Annotated in this window: 16 protein-coding genes and 1 pseudogene; 7 read left to right on the forward strand and 10 right to left on the reverse strand. The window is 66.5% G+C overall.

The genetic code is table 11. The features are described from left to right. Window positions 1-17 precede the first annotated feature (17 nt). From pobA to pcaD, 6 genes are all read right to left on the reverse strand, one after another. Window positions 18-1,190: a 4-hydroxybenzoate 3-monooxygenase gene (gene pobA / locus ASC75_RS07190; RefSeq protein WP_055972299.1), complete on the reverse strand. Its 1,173-nt coding sequence runs from the start codon at window positions 1,188-1,190 to the stop codon at window positions 18-20. 91 nt (window positions 1,191-1,281) lie between these two features. Beyond that, window positions 1,282-2,346, reverse strand: a complete 1,065-nt coding sequence (locus ASC75_RS07195) for a 3-carboxy-cis,cis-muconate cycloisomerase (protein WP_055972302.1) — start codon at window positions 2,344-2,346, stop codon at window positions 1,282-1,284. Between the two features lie 47 nt (window positions 2,347-2,393). Then, entirely contained in the window at window positions 2,394-3,008 is a 615-nt protein-coding gene (pcaG, locus tag ASC75_RS07200) for a protocatechuate 3,4-dioxygenase subunit alpha (RefSeq protein WP_055972304.1), read from the reverse strand. Next, a complete protein-coding gene (pcaH, locus tag ASC75_RS07205) occupies window positions 3,008-3,763 on the reverse strand; it encodes a protocatechuate 3,4-dioxygenase subunit beta (protein ID WP_055972307.1) in 756 nt (251 codons plus the stop codon). Before pcaH ends, pcaG begins: the two co-directional genes overlap by 1 nt. Next, on the reverse strand, window positions 3,753-4,163 hold the full coding sequence (gene pcaC / locus ASC75_RS07210) for a 4-carboxymuconolactone decarboxylase (RefSeq protein WP_055972310.1): 411 nt from the start codon (window positions 4,161-4,163) through the stop codon (window positions 3,753-3,755). Before pcaC ends, pcaH begins: the two co-directional genes overlap by 11 nt. A gap of 7 nt (window positions 4,164-4,170) precedes the next feature. Further along, window positions 4,171-4,968, reverse strand: a complete 798-nt coding sequence (pcaD, locus tag ASC75_RS07215; RefSeq protein ID WP_055972312.1) for a 3-oxoadipate enol-lactonase — start codon at window positions 4,966-4,968, stop codon at window positions 4,171-4,173. A 94-nt stretch (window positions 4,969-5,062) separates the two neighbouring features. Between pcaD and pcaQ the strand changes: the two genes are divergently transcribed. Continuing rightward, on the forward strand, window positions 5,063-5,980 hold the full coding sequence (gene pcaQ / locus ASC75_RS07220) for a pca operon transcription factor PcaQ (protein ID WP_055972314.1): 918 nt from the start codon (window positions 5,063-5,065) through the stop codon (window positions 5,978-5,980). 78 nt (window positions 5,981-6,058) lie between these two features. Next, a complete protein-coding gene (locus tag ASC75_RS07225) occupies window positions 6,059-6,811 on the forward strand; it encodes an SDR family oxidoreductase (RefSeq protein ID WP_055972317.1) in 753 nt (250 codons plus the stop codon). A gap of 229 nt (window positions 6,812-7,040) precedes the next feature. Here the strand turns inward: ASC75_RS07225 and ASC75_RS07230 are convergent, their stop codons facing one another. Continuing rightward, window positions 7,041-8,411 (reverse strand): aspartate aminotransferase family protein, encoded by a 1,371-nt coding sequence (locus ASC75_RS07230; RefSeq protein ID WP_055972319.1) that lies wholly within the window; start codon window positions 8,409-8,411, stop codon window positions 7,041-7,043. A gap of 196 nt (window positions 8,412-8,607) precedes the next feature. Here ASC75_RS07230 and ASC75_RS07235 point away from each other — a divergent pair, with 196 nt between their 5' ends. From ASC75_RS07235 to ASC75_RS07245, 3 genes are all read left to right on the forward strand, one after another. Continuing rightward, window positions 8,608-9,294 carry a GntR family transcriptional regulator gene (locus ASC75_RS07235; RefSeq protein WP_055972322.1) on the forward strand — a complete coding sequence of 229 codons (687 nt, stop codon included), beginning with the start codon at window positions 8,608-8,610 and terminating at the stop codon, window positions 9,292-9,294. A 1-nt stretch (window position 9,295) separates the two neighbouring features. Further along, entirely contained in the window at window positions 9,296-10,417 is a 1,122-nt protein-coding gene (locus ASC75_RS07240; RefSeq protein WP_055972331.1) for an NAD(P)/FAD-dependent oxidoreductase, read from the forward strand. 77 nt (window positions 10,418-10,494) lie between these two features. Beyond that, complete coding sequence (locus ASC75_RS07245; RefSeq protein WP_055972335.1) at window positions 10,495-11,928, forward strand: NAD-dependent succinate-semialdehyde dehydrogenase; 1,434 nt, start codon at window positions 10,495-10,497, stop codon at window positions 11,926-11,928. Window positions 11,929-11,974: 46 nt separating this feature from the next. Here ASC75_RS07245 and ASC75_RS07250 read toward each other — a convergent pair whose 3' ends face one another. After that, window positions 11,975-12,439 (reverse strand): Lrp/AsnC family transcriptional regulator, encoded by a 465-nt coding sequence (locus ASC75_RS07250; protein ID WP_055972338.1) that lies wholly within the window; start codon window positions 12,437-12,439, stop codon window positions 11,975-11,977. Between the two features lie 138 nt (window positions 12,440-12,577). On the opposite strand from ASC75_RS07250, the gene alr reads away from it, so the two are divergent. Both alr and ASC75_RS07260 read left to right on the forward strand, forming a co-directional pair. Beyond that, window positions 12,578-13,705, forward strand: coding sequence for an alanine racemase (gene alr / locus ASC75_RS07255; protein WP_055972340.1), 1,128 nt, complete (start codon window positions 12,578-12,580; stop codon window positions 13,703-13,705). A gap of 14 nt (window positions 13,706-13,719) precedes the next feature. Next, window positions 13,720-14,973, forward strand: coding sequence for a D-amino acid dehydrogenase (locus ASC75_RS07260; protein WP_055972343.1), 1,254 nt, complete (start codon window positions 13,720-13,722; stop codon window positions 14,971-14,973). Between the two features lie 66 nt (window positions 14,974-15,039). Here ASC75_RS07260 and ASC75_RS07265 read toward each other — a convergent pair whose 3' ends face one another. Then, the gene (locus ASC75_RS07265; protein WP_055972379.1) at window positions 15,040-16,254 is read right to left on the reverse strand and encodes a penicillin-binding protein activator; all 1,215 of its coding nucleotides are present in this window, start codon (window positions 16,252-16,254) and stop codon (window positions 15,040-15,042) included. 133 nt (window positions 16,255-16,387) lie between these two features. Beyond that, window positions 16,388-16,708 (reverse strand): annotated as a pseudogene (locus ASC75_RS26395) (lytic transglycosylase domain-containing protein); the annotation flags it as partial.

Consider the following 16,708-nt stretch of genomic DNA (forward strand, 5'->3'; position numbering starts at 1 on the left):
GGCGCGATTCCACGGGATCAATAAGGCAGGCCGACGTAGTTTTCGGCGAGCGAGGCCGATGCCGCCTGCGAATGGACGAGATAGTCGAGTTCCGCCTCCTGGATGCGCTGGCCGAAATCGTCGGTGTCGGGGAAACGATGCAGCATGGTGGTCATCCACCAGGAGAACCGCACCGCCTTCCAGACGCGCGACAGGGCGCGGGCCGAATAGGCATCGATGCCAGCCTGCGACCTGTCCTGGTAGAACTCGCGCAGGCCCCAGTAGAGATAACGCACGTCGCTGGCGGCGAGGTTGAGACCCTTGGCGCCGGTGGGCGGCACGATGTGGGCGGCGTCGCCGACGAGGAACAGGCGGCCGAAGCGCATCGGCTCGGCAACGAAGGAGCGCAGCGGCGCGATCGACTTTTCAAATGACGGACCGGTGACGACGCGCGCGGCGACCTCGGGCGGCAGGCGGCGGCGCAACTCGTCCCAGAAGCGCTCGTCGCTCCAGTCCTCGACGTGATCGTCGAGCGGGCACTGGACATAGTAGCGGCTGCGGTGGGTCGAGCGCATCGAACACAGCGCAAAGCCCCTGGGATGATTGGCGTAGATCAGCTCGTGGTCGGCCGGCGGCACCTCGGCCAGGATGCCGAGCCAGCCGAACGGGTATGCCCGCTCATAGGTCTTGATGGCGCGCTCGGGCGCCGATTTGCGGCAGACGCCATGGAAGCCGTCGCAACCGGCGATGAAATCGCAGTCGATGCGGTGGGTGGCGCCGTCCTTGTCGTAGGTGACGAAGGGCGTGTCGGTGTCGAAACCGTGCGGCGTGACGTTCTTGGCGTCGTAGATCGTGGCCAGGCCCGCAGCCTCGCGCTTGTCCATCAGGTCGTGCGTGACCTCGGTCTGGCCGTAGACGGTGACGCGCTTGCCGCCGGTGAGTTGGGCAAGGTCGATGCGATGCAGCCGGTTGTCGAAGGCAAGCGAGATGCCCTCATGCGGCAGGCCCTCGGCATGCATGCGGGCGCCGGCGCCGGCTTCGTCGAGCAGGTCGACCATGCCCTGTTCCAGAACGCCGGCACGGACGCGGCCGAGCACATAGTCGCGATCGACGCGCTCGAGAATGACGTTGTCGATGCCGCTGTTGGCGAGCAACTGCCCGAGCAGGAGCCCGGAAGGGCCGGAGCCGACGATGACCACCTGAGTACGCATCTGTTTTCCTCTTTTCCCGCACGCCCCGCCGTCGACCTGCGGGCCCCGGCCCACCGACGTTCCAGGCGTTTGGCTGACGGGCTGCCGCCGGCTAGTTGCCCGGCCGCGCGCCCATGCTTTCGATCTGGCCGGCAAGTGCGGCCGCGTGCCCGAGCGACGCGGCCGCCGCCACCGCCATCTGCGGCAGGAGCAGCCATTCCAGCGTCCAGGCGGCGCCTGAACGCTCCTGTTCGTGGACCAGGGCGTGGTGCATTCCGGAGAGCTGCGTCGCATTGAAACGCGCGAGCGTGACGAGCACCTCGGCAGCGACCGGGTTCTGCTTGTGCGGCATCGCCGAGGAGCGGCCGCCGCCGCCGAGCGCGATCTCGGAGCCGTCCTGCGCCATCAGGGCAACGTCCTGGCCGAACTTGCCGAGGCTGCCCGAGATCAGCGACAGCAGGCCGGCGAACTCGGCCAGACGGTCGCGCTGGCTGTGCCATTGCGGGGCGTCGCCAAGGCCAAGTTTCTGCGCCAGCGCCCTGCGCACCACGGCAGCCTTGCCACCCAGCTTTTCCAGCGTGCCGGCGGCACCGCCGAACTGGACGACGAGAAGGTCGGCGCGGGTCGCGGCCAGCCGCACGCGATGACGCTCCAGCGGCGCGCGCCAGGACGAGACGCGGTCGGCGACGGTGATTCCGATCGCCGCCTGCATGCGGGTACGGCCGATCAGCGGACGGTCGCCGAATTTCCTCTCCACCGCGGCTAGCCTGGCCACCGTTTCGGCGAGCAGGGCGTCGAGGCGCTCGACGACCGGCTTGAGACGGAGCACGAGTGCGCTGTCGATGACGTCTTGGCTGGTGGCGCCGAAATGGACCTTGTCGCCATGCGGTGCGCCAACACGGGCCCGCAGCTGGCGCACGAGTTCGGGAACGACGACACCATCGCGGGCGACGGCGGCGTTGAGCGCCGCCATATCGGGCTCGAAGGAGGCGGCTGCCGCGACGATCGCAGCGGCAGCCACGCTGCCGATGACGCCCTCGCCGGCCTCGGCCTCGGCCAGAGCGCGCTCGAAGGCAAGCATCGCGGCGATCTCCGCCTCGGCGGAAAACTGGCGCGCGGTCTCGGCATCGGCCAGCAGGCCGGAGAGGAAGGGATGATCGAAGGGCGATACTGTCATCTGCTCAGAGGGGCATGTGCTGAAAGGTCGTGGGCTCGGAACGTGGCTCAGATGTCGAAGAACACCGTTTCCTTGTCGCCCTGGAGGTGGATATCGAAGACGTAGACATCGTCCAGGCGCGCCGCGATCAGCGTCGGCACGCGCGAACGGTGCTCGATGCGGGCCAGCACCGGGTCATCGGCATTGGCCTGTTCTTCGTCGGCAAAATACATCCGGGTCTGCAGGCCGAGATTGATGCCGCGCGCAACGATCCAGAAGGTGATGTGCGGAGCCATGAGCACGCCGGGCTTGTAGGGCACGCGGCCCGGCTTGATGGTCTCGAACAGGCATTCGCCCGAGACCATGTCGGTGGCCTTGCGGCCCCAGCCGGTGAAATTGGGGTCGGCGGCACCGCGGATTTCGGTCGGTGAATTGTAGAGCCCAGCGGCATCGGCCTGCCAGACCTCGATGAGGGCATCCCTGAGCGGCGCGCCGGTGCCGTCGAGCACGCGGGCGCGCACGGTGATGCGTTCGCCCATGGTCTTGTCGTTGACCATGTCGGTGCCGAGGTCCTTTTCGAAGACGCCCGGAATGCCGCAGAAATTGGGGGTGAGACCGATATGGACGTAAGGACCCGCCGTCTGCGAGGGGCTTTCCTTGAGCCGGTTCAGCGACTGGACCATCAGTTGCCCTCCAGGCGGTTCTCGAACACCGAGGAGCGGCGGCCGCGCAGCACGATGTCGAACTTGTAGGCGCGGGCGTCCATCGGGATCGTCGCCGGCATGTCGAGGGCCGCGATCAGCGTCTCGACGGCAGCCCGGTCGGGGATGGTCCTGACGATCGGGCAGAGCCAGATCAGCGGGTCGCCCTCGAAATACATCTGGGTGATGAGCCGCTGGGCGAAGCCGTGGCCGAAGACCGAGAAGTGGATGTGGGCAGGGCGCCAGTCGTTGACGCCGTTCGGCCACGGATAGGGGCCGGGCTTGATGGTGCGGAAGGCATAGCTGCCGTCCTCGTCGGTGATGGTGCGGCCGCAACCGCCGAAATTGGGGTCGAGGGCGGCAATGTAGCCTTCCTTCTTGTGGCGGTAGCGCCCGCCGGCATTGGCCTGCCAGAATTCGAGCAGCGCGCCCGGCACGCCCTTGCCGCGCTCGTCGAGCACGCGGCCGTAGACGATGATGCGTTCGCCGATGGCACTTTCGCCCGGCTTGGCGAAATTGTGGATCAGGTCGTTGTCGAGTTCGCCCAGCATGTCGTGGCCGAAGACCGGACCGGTGATCTCGGAAATGGTGTTGTCGAGCGACAGAAGCGCCTTTTGCGGCGACCGTAGCACCGAGGTCTTGTAGCCGGGCGTGAGGGCCGGCGGGTGCCAGGAGCGGTCGCGCTGGAAGAAGGCGCCGATCTCGGGCTGGCGGTTCGGCTTGGTATCAATGCTCATCGGATTTGCCCGCGTCCATTTCGGCAAAGACCTGCTTGGCGATCTTGATGGCGCGGTTGGCCGCCGGCACACCGGCATAGATCGCGACATGCAGGAAGGTTTCGCAGATGTCCTCGCGCGACGCGCCGGTGTTGGCGGTGGCGCGGACGTGCATTGCCACCTCCTCGTCATGGCCCAGCGCCGCGAGCAGGGCGAGGGTGACCATCGAGCGCTCGCGCTTGCTCCAGGTCGGGCGCGCCCACACCGTGCCCCAGGCGGCCTCGGTGATCAGTTCCTGGAACGGCCGGTCGAAATCGGTCGAGGCCGTTTCGGCGCGGTCGACATGGGCATCACCGAGCACCGAGCGGCGAACGGCGAGACCCTGGCGATACCTGGTCGAGGCTGGCGCCGATGCGTTCATTGTCAAATCACTCCAGTGGAAGGCGGGCGACGAAGCGCCTGATGAGGGCGACGAGCTCGTCCGGCTTTTCAACGCAAGGGATATGGCCGGCGCCGTCGATGATCTTGAAGCGCGAGCCGGGAATGAGATCGGCCATCGAGCGCACCAGTGCCGGCGGGGTCGAGCCGTCATGGTCGCCGACGACGCAGAGCGTGGGCACGGCGATCGCCCTGGCGGCCTCGGTGTAGTCGGCGTCGCGCAGGGCGGCACAGGTGCCGGTGTAGCCGGCGAGCGGCTGGCGCGACAGCATGTTGCGATAGCCGACGAGGTCGGGCTGGCGCTGTTCGTGAAATTCGGGCGTGAACCAAAGCTTCATGACGCCATCGGCGATCGAGGCGATGCCGTTTTTCTCGACGGCGGCGATGCGCGTGTTCCAGCTGTCGTTGGTGCCGATCTTGTGGGCGGTGTCGCAGAGGACCAGCGCGCGGACCAGGTCGGGACGCCTGGCATAGAGACCCTGGGCGATCAGCCCGCCGACCGACAGGCCGCAGACGATGGCGTTCCTGACATTCAGGTGGTCGAGCAGGCCGGCAAGATCGCCGACATGGTCGTCCATCGAATAGGGAGCCGTCCCCGTGTCGGAAAGGCCGTGGCCGCGCTTGTCGTAGGTGACGATGGGGAAGTCACCGGCAAGCCGGACGATGACGTCGCGCCAGATGCGGAAATCGGTGCCCAGCGAATTGGCAAATACCAGGACCGGCTTGCCTGCGGGACCGCCGATGAGCTGGTGGTGCAGCGTGATGCCGCCGATGTCTGTGAATTGCACTCGATTTCTCCTCGGGATGACAGTGGATGAGATGTTTGGTTTGGTAAAATGATATTTTGTGGCCTTCTCTTAACTGCTGGGTTATGAAAATCCCATGATCGAAAGCCGTGTCAGGTTCCGCCACCTCCAGACTTTCCTAGAAGTCGCGCGCCAGAAAAGCGTGGTCAAGGCAGCCGGGCTGCTCAATGTCAGCCAGCCGGCGGTGACCAAGACGATCCGCGAGCTGGAGGAGGCGCTGGGCGTCAGCGTGTTCGAGCGCGACGGACGCGGCATCAAGATCACGCGCTCGGGCGAAGTGTTCATGCAGCACGCAGGCATGGCGATCACCGCGCTGCGCCAGGGCATCGATTCGGTCGCCAATGCGCGGGCCGAGGGCGCACCGCCTATCCGCATCGGCGCGCTGCCGACGGTTTCGGCGCACATCATGCCGCGCGCCATGAGCCTGTTCCTCGGCGAAGACACGGGCGCCACGATCAAGATCGTGACCGGCGAGAACGCAGTGCTCCTGGAGCAGCTCAGGCTCGGCGAGCTCGACCTCGTCGTCGGCCGACTGGCGGCACCCGAGAAGATGACCGGCTTCTTCTTCGAGCACCTCTATTCGGAACAGGTGGTCTTCGTGGTCCGCGCCGGCCATCCACTGCTCAAGGGCGACGCCGACGTGTTCGAACGGCTGGGCGAGTTCCCGCTGCTGATGCCGACGCGCGGCTCGATCATCCGGCCCTTCGTCGAGCGCTTCTTCATCACCAACGGCGTCGCCTCGATCCCGACCGAGATCGAGACCGTATCGGATTCGTTCGGCCGCGCCTTCGTGCGCCAGAGCGATGCGGTGTGGATCATCTCGCATGGCGTGGTCAGCGACGAGATCAAGGCCGGCACGCTGAAAATGCTGCCGGTGGACACGGCGGAGACGCGCGGGCCCGTGGGGTTGACGATGCGCACCGACACGCAGCCTTCGGCGGCGTTTTCGATCCTGCTCAAGACGATCCGCGAAGCGGCGACCGAGCGCGGCTGAACGCCGCCATCGGCCGTGCCCCCTCGCAAAGGCCAGGTGCATCCGCTACATACGTCAGACGTTTGAAACGAGGATGCGATGGCCGAGAAGACCGAAGGGCGAAAGACGATCGTGCTGACCGGAGCCAGCCGTGGCATCGGCCATGCGACGGTGAAGCGCTTTTCGCGCGAAGGCTGGCGCGTCATCACCTGCTCGCGCCAGGCATTTTCCGACGATTGCCCCTGGCCGGCCGGACCTGAAGACCACATCAAGGTCGACCTTGCCGACCAGGGCGACGTCGGCAGCGCCGTTTCGGAAATCCGCCAGCGGCTGGAAAAAGAAGGCGGCATGCTGCACGCGCTGGTCAACAACGCCGGCATTTCGCCCAAGCTCAAGGGCGGCGCGCGCATGAACTCGCTCGACACGCCGATGCATGTCTGGCGCGACGTGTTCCAGGTCAATTTCCTGGCTCCGATCATGCTGGCGCGCGGCCTGTTCAAGGAACTGGCGGCGGCGAAGGGCTCGGTGGTCAACGTCACCTCGATCGCCGGCACGCGCGTCCACCCCTTTGCCGGCGCGGCCTATGCGACCTCGAAGGCGGCGCTTGGTGCGCTGACGCGCGAGATGGCCGCCGACTTCGGCCCGCACGGTATCCGCGTCAACGCCATCGCCCCCGGCGAGATCGACACCGCCATCCTGTCGCCGGGCACCGAGAAGATCGTCGAGACGATCCCGATGCGGCGCCTGGGCGCCACGTCCGAGGTGGCCGACATCATCTATTTCCTGTGCTCGGGCCAGGCGTCCTATGTCACCGGCGGCGAGATCCACATCAACGGCGGCCAGCACGTGTGAGCGGCGCGCATGGCGTTCTCCTTGTGGGAGAAGGCGTGGGTGCCTCCCCCAAATCTTCCGCTCGGAGCGGCGAAGCGTTTCAGTAGCCCTCATGGTGAGCCTGTCGAACCACGAGGGCTACGGAGATGGCGTGCCGATTTCCGGTCGCGCAACTGACGGATGAGCACGCAACCTCAACGAAAAAGCCCGCCAGATGGCGGGCTTTTTGCTGTTGGCGACGTGCAGTCGATCAGGCCTTGACCTGCCTGGCGGCTTCGTCGAGCGACTTTTCGACGGCGTCGAAGATGTCGTCGACCTGCTTGTCGTTGATGATCAGCGGCGGGCAGAAGGCGAGGGAGTCGCCCATGTTGCGGGAGATGACGCCGTTCTGCTGCAGGATGCCGTTGACCAGGCCGCCGAGCGCGCCGACGTTGCCCCATGGCGCCTTGGTCGCCTTGTCGGTTACCAGTTCCATGGCGCCGATGAGGGCCACGCCGCGGACTTCGCCGACGAGGTCGTGCGCGGCGAGGCCGGCGAGGCGCTTCTGCATGTGGGCGCCGACCTCGCGGGCGTTGGCGACGAGGTTGCGCTCCTCGATGATGGCGATGTTTTCAAGCGCGACGGCCGCCGCCACCGGGTGGCCGCCGGCGGTGAAGCCATGACCGAAGGTGCCGATGCGGTTGCTTTCGTCGGCCAGCGGGTCGAACACCCTGTCATTGACCAGCATCGCCGAGATCGGCAGGTAGGACGAGGAAATCTGCTTCGACATCACCATGATGTCGGGCTGCATGGCGTAGGTCTCGGTGCCGAACATGTTGCCGGTGCGGCCGAAGCCGCAGATGACCTCGTCGGCGACGAGCAGGATGTCGTACTTCTTGAGCACGGCCTGGATCTTTTCCCAGTAGCCGGCCGGCGGCACGACGACGCCGCCAGCACCCATGACCGGCTCGCCGAAGAAGGCGGCAACGGTGTCGGGGCCTTCCGCCAGGATCAGCTTTTCCAGGTCATCGGCGAGGCGGGTCGAGAACTGCTGCTCGGTCTCGCCCGGCTGCGCCTCGCGCCAGTGGTGCGGCGACGAGGTGTGCAGCACGTTGGCGATGGGCAGGTCGAAGGACATGTGGTTGTAGGGCAGGCCGGTGAGGCTGGCCGAGGCGATGGTGACGCCGTGATAGCCGCGCTTGCGCGAGATGATCTTCTTCTTCTGTGGCTGGCCGAGCGCGTTGGAGCGATACCAGATCATCTTAATGGCCGTGTCGTTGGCCTCTGATCCGGAATTGGTGAAGAACGCCTTGCTCATCGGCACCGGCGCCATGGTGACCAGCTTCTCGGCAAGGTCGATTACCGGCGAATGCCCCTTGTGGGTGAAGTTGTGGTAGAAGGGCAGCTTGGCCATCTGCCGGGTCGCCGCATCGACGAGGCGCTTCTCGGAGAAGCCGACGCCGACGCTCCACAGGCCCGACATCGCTTCGATGTAGCGCTTGCCCGAGATGTCCTCGACATAGATGCCGTCACCCTTTTCGATGATCAGCGGCCCGACCTCCTGGTGGCGACGGGCGTTGGTGTAGGCGTGCATGTGGTATTTCTTGTCGCGCGCCTCGGGCGAATTGGGCTGGGTGTCCATCGGGGCTTCCTCCGTTCCGATCCTGAGCCGCACGAGCGGCTGTCCGCATGCAAGGGCGATCCGGCCTGGTGCCGCGACCGCACTTGCAAAATCCACGTTTTGCTGTTTGATGCATCATGTTTTTCAAGCAGCGGACTGTCAAGGGCCAGAGCATGCCCGCAGGCAGGCCACGCGGCATCGGCAGGATCGAGGAGCAATGAACGAGAGTTTCCGCTTGCAGGCGGTGGAACACGACAATCTCGGCGAGATCGTCTACGGCCAGCTGTCGGATGCGCTGATCAAGGGCCGTTTCGCGCCGGACGCGCGGCTGACCATCCGCGATCTCGCGCAGTCGCTCGGCACCAGCGTGACGCCGGTGCGCGATGCCATTTTGCGGCTGATCCAGGACGAGGCGCTGGTGCAGAAATCGGCGCGCGAGGTGCGGGTGCCGGTGATGACGCTGGAGCGCTATCTCGAGATACGCCAGATCCGGATGAAGCTCGAAGGGTTGGCCGCCCGCGAGGCCGCGCTGAAAGCCGAGGCCAAGGACATGGCGCGGCTGCGCGATCTGATCGACCGCAACGAACGGGCAATCGCCGACGAAGACTGGGCCGGCGCGCTGGAGCTCAACCAGACCTTCCATTTCGCCCTGGCCCAGATCGCCAACATGACGGTGCTGCGCGGCATTCTGGGCCGGCTGTGGCTGCAGATGGGTCCCATCATCGCGGCATCCTACCAGCATGGCGGGCGGGCGATGATCGACCAGCACCACATCATCCTTGCCGCCATCGAGGCCCGTGACGCCGACAAGGCCGAACGCGCCATCGTCGACGACATCCGCGGCGCAAGCTCGGTCATCATCGAGCAACTGAGCGCGCTGAAGCCGGCCGGAGGCGCTGCCTGAGATGGACAGCGTCGACTGCATCGTCGCCGGCGCCGGCGTCATCGGCCTCGCCGTGGCGCGCGAGCTTGCCAGGCGCGGCATGGAGACGATCGTCCTGGAGAGGGCGGACGCCATCGGCACCGAGACCAGCTCGCGCAACTCCGAGGTGATCCACGCCGGCATCTATTATCCCGAAGGCAGCCTGAAGGCGAAGCTCTGCGTCGAGGGCCGCGACCGGCTCTACGCCTATGCGGCCGCGCGCAACATTCCGCACAAGCGTTGCGGCAAGCTGATCGCGGCGACCCTGCCCGGGCAGCAGGAGATGCTGGCCGGGATCATCGCCAAGGCGAAGGCCAATGGCGTCGACGATCTGGTGATGCTGAACGCCGCCGAGGCCATGGCGATGGAGCCATCGCTGACATGCGTGGCGGCAGTGCTGTCGCCATCGACCGGCATCGTCGACAGCCATGCGCTGATGCTGGCGCTGCTCGGCGAGGCGGAGGAGCATGGCGCCTTTCTCAGCCTCAACACCGAAATCGTGTCGGGGCGAATCGAGACGGAGCGCTTCGTGCTGCAGACGCGGGACGGGTCGAGCGGCGCCAGCTTCGAGATCGCGGCGCGGCATTTCGTCAATGCCGCCGGGTTGGGCGCCAACAGGCTGGCAGCCTCGCTCGAAGGGCTCGACCCGCAATTCGTGCCGGCGCTCAAGCTGGCGCGCGGCAGCTATTTCTCGGTCACCGGCAAGCCGGCATTCTCCAGGCTGATCTACCCGGTGCCGGAGCCGGGCGGGCTCGGCGTGCACCTGACGCTCGACCTCAATGGCGGCATGCGCTTCGGCCCCGACGTCGAGTGGATCGAGGACAAGGACTACACGGTCGACCCGCGCCGCGCCGAGCATTTCTACGGCGAAATCCGACGATACTGGCCGGATCTTGCCGATGGCAGCCTGAGCCCGACCTACAGCGGCATTCGCCCGAAACTGTCGGGGCCGGGCGAGCCGGCAGCCGACTTCGTCATCCAGGGCGCCGAGACCCATGGCGTCAAGAACCTCGTCAACCTGTTCGGCATCGAAAGCCCGGGGCTGACCTCGTCGCTGGCGATTGCAGATCTCGTGGCACAAAGAATTGCGCCACCCTATGTCTAGTACAACTCCCCGATTAGGCGTTTAGGCCAGTGCCGACACAAGCCCCTTCCCGCCACCGTTCCAGCAAGGACACCGCAATGTACCCTGACGTTAAACTGTTCATCGACGGCAAATGGAGCGACGCAGAAGGCGGCAATACCATCGACGTCACCAACCCCGCGACCAACGAGGTGATCGGCAAGGTCGCCTCGGCCGGCAAGGGCGATCTCGACCGGGCACTTGCCGCGGCAGAGCGCGGCTTCAAGGCGTGGCGCAAGGTTTCGCCGTTCGACCGCGCCAAGGTGCTGCGCCGCGCCGCCGAACTGATGCGCGAGCGCGTCGACCAGATCGCGACGCTGATGACGCAGGAGCAGGGCAAGCCGATCGGCGAGGCCAGGATGGAAATCCTGTCGTCGGCCGACCTGTTCGACTGGTTCGCCGAAGAGGGCCGCCGCACCTATGGCCGGGTCATACCGGCCCGCGCGCCCGGCATCCAGCAACTCGTGGTCAAGGAGCCGGTCGGCCCGGTGGCGGCGTTCACGCCCTGGAACTTCCCGGTGTCGCAGGCGGTGCGCAAGATCGGCGCCGCACTCGCCACCGGCTGCTCGATCATCGTCAAGCCGCCGGAAGAGACGCCGGCATCACCGGCCTGCCTGGCCGACGTGTTCAGGGATGCCGGCCTGCCCGACGGCGTGCTCAACCTCGTCTACGGCAATCCGCCGGAGATCTCCGGCTACCTCGTGCCGCATCCCATCATCCGCAAGGTGTCGTTCACCGGCTCGGTGCCGGTCGGCAAGCATCTCGCCGCGCTGGCCGGCACGCACATGAAGCGGGCGACGATGGAACTCGGCGGCCACGCCCCGGCGATGGTGTTCGACGACGCCGACATCGACGCGGCAGCGGCGATCCTGGCAGGCTCGAAGTTCCGCAATGCCGGCCAGGTCTGCGTGTCGCCGACGCGCTTCCTGATCCAGGAAGGCGCACATGACCGCTTCCTCGGCAAGTTCGTCGAGCATGTGCGCGCGGTGAAGGTCGGCGACGGCCTGGCCGAGGGCACCCGCATGGGGCCGCTGGTCAACGAACGCCGCCTCGAGGCAGTCGAGACGCTGATCAACGAGGCGGTGAGCGACGGCGCCAGGATCGAGACCGGCGGCAAGCGCATCGGCAACAAGGGATCGTATTTCGAGCCGACCGTGCTTTCGGGCGTGCGCAGCGACATGCGCATCATGAACGAGGAGCCGTTCGGCCCGGTGGCTCTGGTGATGCCGTTCAAGACGTTCGAGGATGTCGTTGCCGAAGCCAACCGCCTGCCCTACGGGCTCGCCGCCTACGCCTTCACCAAGTCGAACAAGACGGTGACGGACCTTGGCGCCGAGATCGAAACCGGCATGCTGACCATCAACCATCTCGGTCTCGCCTTGCCCGAAACGCCGTTCGGCGGCATCAAGGACAGCGGCTACGGCTCTGAAGGCGGCTCGGAAGCATTGGAAGCCTATCTGGTGACCAAGTTCCTGACCCAGGCAGCCGTCTGAACCTGACAATCGAACAGAGCCGGCGCCGCACAGGCGCCGGCTCTGTTCAAGACGTTTTCGGCCGTTTCGACTGCAGGATGTTGCGGATTGAAAAGCTCGAATGGATGCGGGCGAGGCCCGGCAGGGCCGACAGGATTTCCTTGTGCACGCGCTCGAAATCGCCGGCACTGGCGACCTCGACGCGCAGGAAATAGTCGGAATCGCCCGTCATCAGGTAGCACTCCTTGATCTCGGGGTAGCGCCGCACCGCCAGTTCGAAGCGGTTGAAATAATCCTCGGTCTGTCGTTCCAGCGTGATCTGGACGATGACGGCGATGCCCTCGTCGGCGGCGGCATTGCCGATGATCGCGGTGTAGCCGCGGATCACCCCTTCCTGCTCCAGCAATTGCACGCGTCTCAGGCAGGCGGACGGCGACAGGCCGATCTCCTCGGCCAGCCTGGCGTTGCTGATGCGCGCATTGGCACGCAGGGCGCGGATGATGTTGCGGTCGATGGCATCCAGCGACGGCATCGCATTTCCTTCCAATGAGGCGCTGAAAATTGCACCAATAGCCTGTTGTTCGCACAAGCTGCATCATATTGGCAAGATTTTCGACGATCATTGCGGTATGGTCACGGGATTGGCGAGGGACGGGGCCCGGGCGTGACCATGAGCGTGCGAAGCGACATCGAGAGCCGTGCGGCCTGCGGGGTCCTGACCATCGATCTGAAGGCGCTTGTCGCCAACTACCAATTGCTTTGCCGGCAAACGGCACCGGCCAAGGCCGCCGCCGTGGTCAAGGCGGACGCCTATGGCCTCGGCGTCGCGCATGTCGCCCCTGCCCTCTACGAGGCCGGCTGCCGCGACTTCTTCGTGGCGCATTTCATCGAGGCCATCAGGCTGAAGCCGTACCTCCCTTCCGAAGCGCGCATCCTGGTGCTGAACGGCCTGATGCCCGGCAGCGAAGGCGATTGCGCCGATCTCGGCGTCGTGCCGGTGCTGAATTCGCTTGAACAGGTCGCCAACTGGTCGGCGACGGCAAGGGCGCGCAACGCCACGCTGCCGGCAGCACTGCAGACCGACACCGGCATGTCGCGGCTCGGGCTCGAACCGCGGGAACTGGAGACGCTGCTTGCCGAGCCGGACAGGCTTGCCGGCATCGATCTTGACATCGTCATGAGCCATCTTGCCTGCGGCGACGAGCCGGCGCACGCGGCCAACGCCCGCCAGCTGGCACGGATGGGCGCCGTCCGGAGCCGCTTCCCCGACGCAAGACTGTCTTTTGCCAACTCCGCCGGCATCTTCCTCGGCGAGGACTATCGCGGCGAACTCGCCCGCCCGGGCATAGCGCTCTATGGCGGCGCGTCGCTGGGCGAAGGCGAAAACCCGATGCGGCCGGTCGTCCGACTCGAGGTCGGCGTCGTGCAGACCCGCACCGTGCCGGCCGGCGCCGAGATCGGCTATGGCGCGAGTTTCGTCGCCTCATCCGAGATGCGGCTTGCCACCATCGCCGCCGGTTATGCCGATGGACTGCCGCGCCATCTCAGCAATACGGGTGCCGCATATTACGGCGACGTGCGCCTGCCCATCGTCGGGCGCGTGTCGATGGACAGCATCATCCTCGACGTCACGTCGCTCCAGCCCGGTGCGCTGAAACTCGGCGACATGGTCGAGCTGATCGGCCCGCACCAGACTCTCGAAACGATCGCGGCGGATGCCGGCACCATTTCCTATGAAATCCTGACCAGCCTGGGCCGGCGCTACGAGCGCCGCTACCTCAGCCCGGCAGCGCGCTAACCACAGGGGCAATCATGCGCATAGTCATTCTCGGCGCCGGCGTCATCGGCGTCACCTCCGCCTACTACCTTGCCAAGGCCGGCCACAAGGTGACCGTGCTGGACCGCCAGCCGGGCCCAGCGCTGGAGACCAGCTTTGCCAATGCCGGCGAGATTTCGCCCGGCTATGCCTCGCCCTGGGCCGCGCCCGGCATTCCGCAGAAGGCGATGAAGTGGCTGTTCATGAAGCATGCGCCGCTGATCATCCAGCCGATGCTGGACATCAAGACCTGGCGCTGGGTGACGGCGATGCTGCGCAACTGCACCTCGGCCCGCTACGCCCTGAACAAGAGCCGCATGGTGCGGCTCGCCGAATACAGCCGCGACCAGCTGATCGCGCTGCGCGACGACACCGGCATCGCGTACGACCACCGCACGCAGGGCACGCTGCAGCTGTTCCGCTACGCCAAGCAGCTCGACGGCATGGCCAAGGACATCGAGGTGCTGAAGAGCGACGGCGTGCCTTACGAGGTGCTGGACCCCGCCGGCTGCGTCGGCGCCGAGCCGGGCCTGGCACCGGTGCGCGACAGGATCGCCGGCGGCCTGCGCCTGCCCAATGACGAGACCGGCGACTGCTTCAAGTTCACCAACGAACTGGCCAAGCTGGCGGAAGGACTGGGCGTCGAGTTCCGCTACGGCGTGAAGCTCGAAGGCCTGCGCCAGGAAGGCAACCGCATCGTTGCCGTGCGCACCTCGGAAGGCGAGGTCGAGGCCGACACCTTCGTCGGCGCGCTGGGCAGCTTCACGCCCGCCTTCGTCAAGCCGCTCGGCCTCACGGTGCCGGTCTATCCGGTCAAGGGTTATTCGATCACCGTGCCGATCGTCGACGAGAGCAAGGCGCCGGTGTCGACGATCATGGACGACACCTACAAGATCGCCATCACCCGCCTCGGCGACCGTATCCGCGTCGGCGGCATGGCCGAGATTGCCGGCTTCAACACCGACCTGTCGCCGTCGCGCAAGGCAACGCTGCAGTTCTCTGTCGAGGATCTGTTCGGCGGCGCCGCCGACCAGAGCCGCGCCACCTTCTGGAGCGGGCTCAGGCCGATGACGCCGGATGGCACGCCGGTCATCGGACGGACCAGGTTCGACAATTTCTACCTCAATACCGGTCACGGCACGCTGGGCTGGACCATGGCCTGCGGCTCGGGCCGCGTGCTGGCCGACATGATCGGCAGCGTCCGGCCGGAGATCGACGTCTCGGATCTGGCGCTGTCGCGCTACGCCTGAGCAACGTCCAGTCGAAACGAAAAAGGCGCCGCGTTCCCGCGCTTTTTTTGCCTTTGGGACAGCCCGTCAGAAGCCCGAGGTCGACTTCTCGACCTGCCTGAGCTTGCCCTTGTCGATGCGGAAGAACGGCATGGCGCGTTCGCCCGCACCATCCTCGCGGAAGCGGAAGACACCGGTGGAGCCGCGGAAGCCGGTGGGATTCTCGATCACCTTCTTGGTGAAGCCCTTGGGGCCCATGGCACTGGCGATGCCGGCGGCAAGGGCCACGGTGTCGTAGCCATAAGCGACGTTGACGTCGGGCTCGTAATTGTAGGTCTTGCGGAAACGCTCGGCGATCGGCCCGATCTCGGCGCTGTCGAGGGTGGCGATGTAGGCGCCCTGCAGCACCGGGTCGTCGATGCCGTGCTCGAGCCAGCGGTTGGAGCCAACCAGCGTGACGTTGTTGCCGAGCACGCCCTTGGCCTTGAGCGCCGAAACCAGCGGCGCCGGATTGGCGCCGCCGCTGGCGATGACGACCGCCTGCGGATCGCTGACCAGCGCCATCATGTCGGCGACCGCCTTTTCCGAGCCGCCCGACGACGGGCCGAAGGGCAGCGCCACGGCAAGGGTGGCGCCATAGATCGACAGGCTGTTGGCGACCCGCTTTTCGACCGCCTTGCCGGCCTCGCCCTCGGCCATGAACAGCACGAACTTGCGCGGCCCCTTGGCAGCGATGGCGGCCGCGCCTGCGGCGGCACTGTCGGCCTCGTTGAGCCTCACCGAATAGACGCCGGGTGCGCCGGCATAATTGTCGGCCAGCGCCAGCACCAGCGGCCGGTTGGTGCCCGAGACCGCAGCCAGCTGCCGCACCGCGCCCTGCTCGCTGGGACCGATGACCAGCTTTGCGCCCGAGGCCAGCGCACCCGTGGCCAGCGTGCGGGCGCGACCGTCATTGCCGCCGGTGTCCTCGACATTCAGGGTGATGAGGTCGTTGCCGAGATCGGCCATGGCAAGGGCTGCGGCGTCGCGCATCTTACGGCCGCGGTCGCCGGCGGCGCCACCGGCGGAGAGAGGCAGCAGCATGGCGACCTTGACCGGGCCCTTGCCGAGCGTCTCGCCGGCCTTGGCCGGGCCTGGCTTCGCGGCGGCGGCTTCCGCGCCGGCTGTATTTCCTTCAGCCACGGTGCCCAGAACGTCATCGCTGCCGGCGCCGGACTGGCAGGCGCCCAGGCCGAGCGGCAACGCCAGTGCGAGGGCCAGCAATGCGGCATGCCGCGAGATGCGCTGTCGGGATACCGTCATCATTTCTCCCCTGGCGCATGGTTCCCGGGATGGGATCGATCCCCGGACAGGATCATGCGCAGAACCAAAGTGCACCCGCGTCCATGCGCGCCCGAAGGCGTGCGGCGCGGTAATCAGTCCCCCGCATCCAGACCTAGCCGCCAAACAGCTTGGCGCGCAAGCTGCGGATATGCCGCGCCTGGGCCGCCGGCCGGTATTCGACRCAGCGCATGTAGCGTGGGCCCGGCACGAAGGAGCGCCTGACGCAGACGCCCCTGGGAGGCGCCGAGCCGCCAACCGTGACCGCGCCGAGGCCGGCTACCGCGGCGAAACCGAACGTCGCCTCGGGCACCACGCCACTCACCTTGTGGCCATCGCGCTGGAGGATCGCCCGCGCCCGGAGGCAATAACGCACCGAAAGCGCCGAAAACCGCGTCTCGGCATGGCCTGCCCGGTATTTCATCACCGTGGTGCA

Source organism: Aminobacter sp. DSM 101952, assembly GCF_001424795.1.
GTDB classification, from domain to species: domain Bacteria; phylum Pseudomonadota; class Alphaproteobacteria; order Rhizobiales; family Rhizobiaceae; genus Aminobacter; species Aminobacter aganoensis.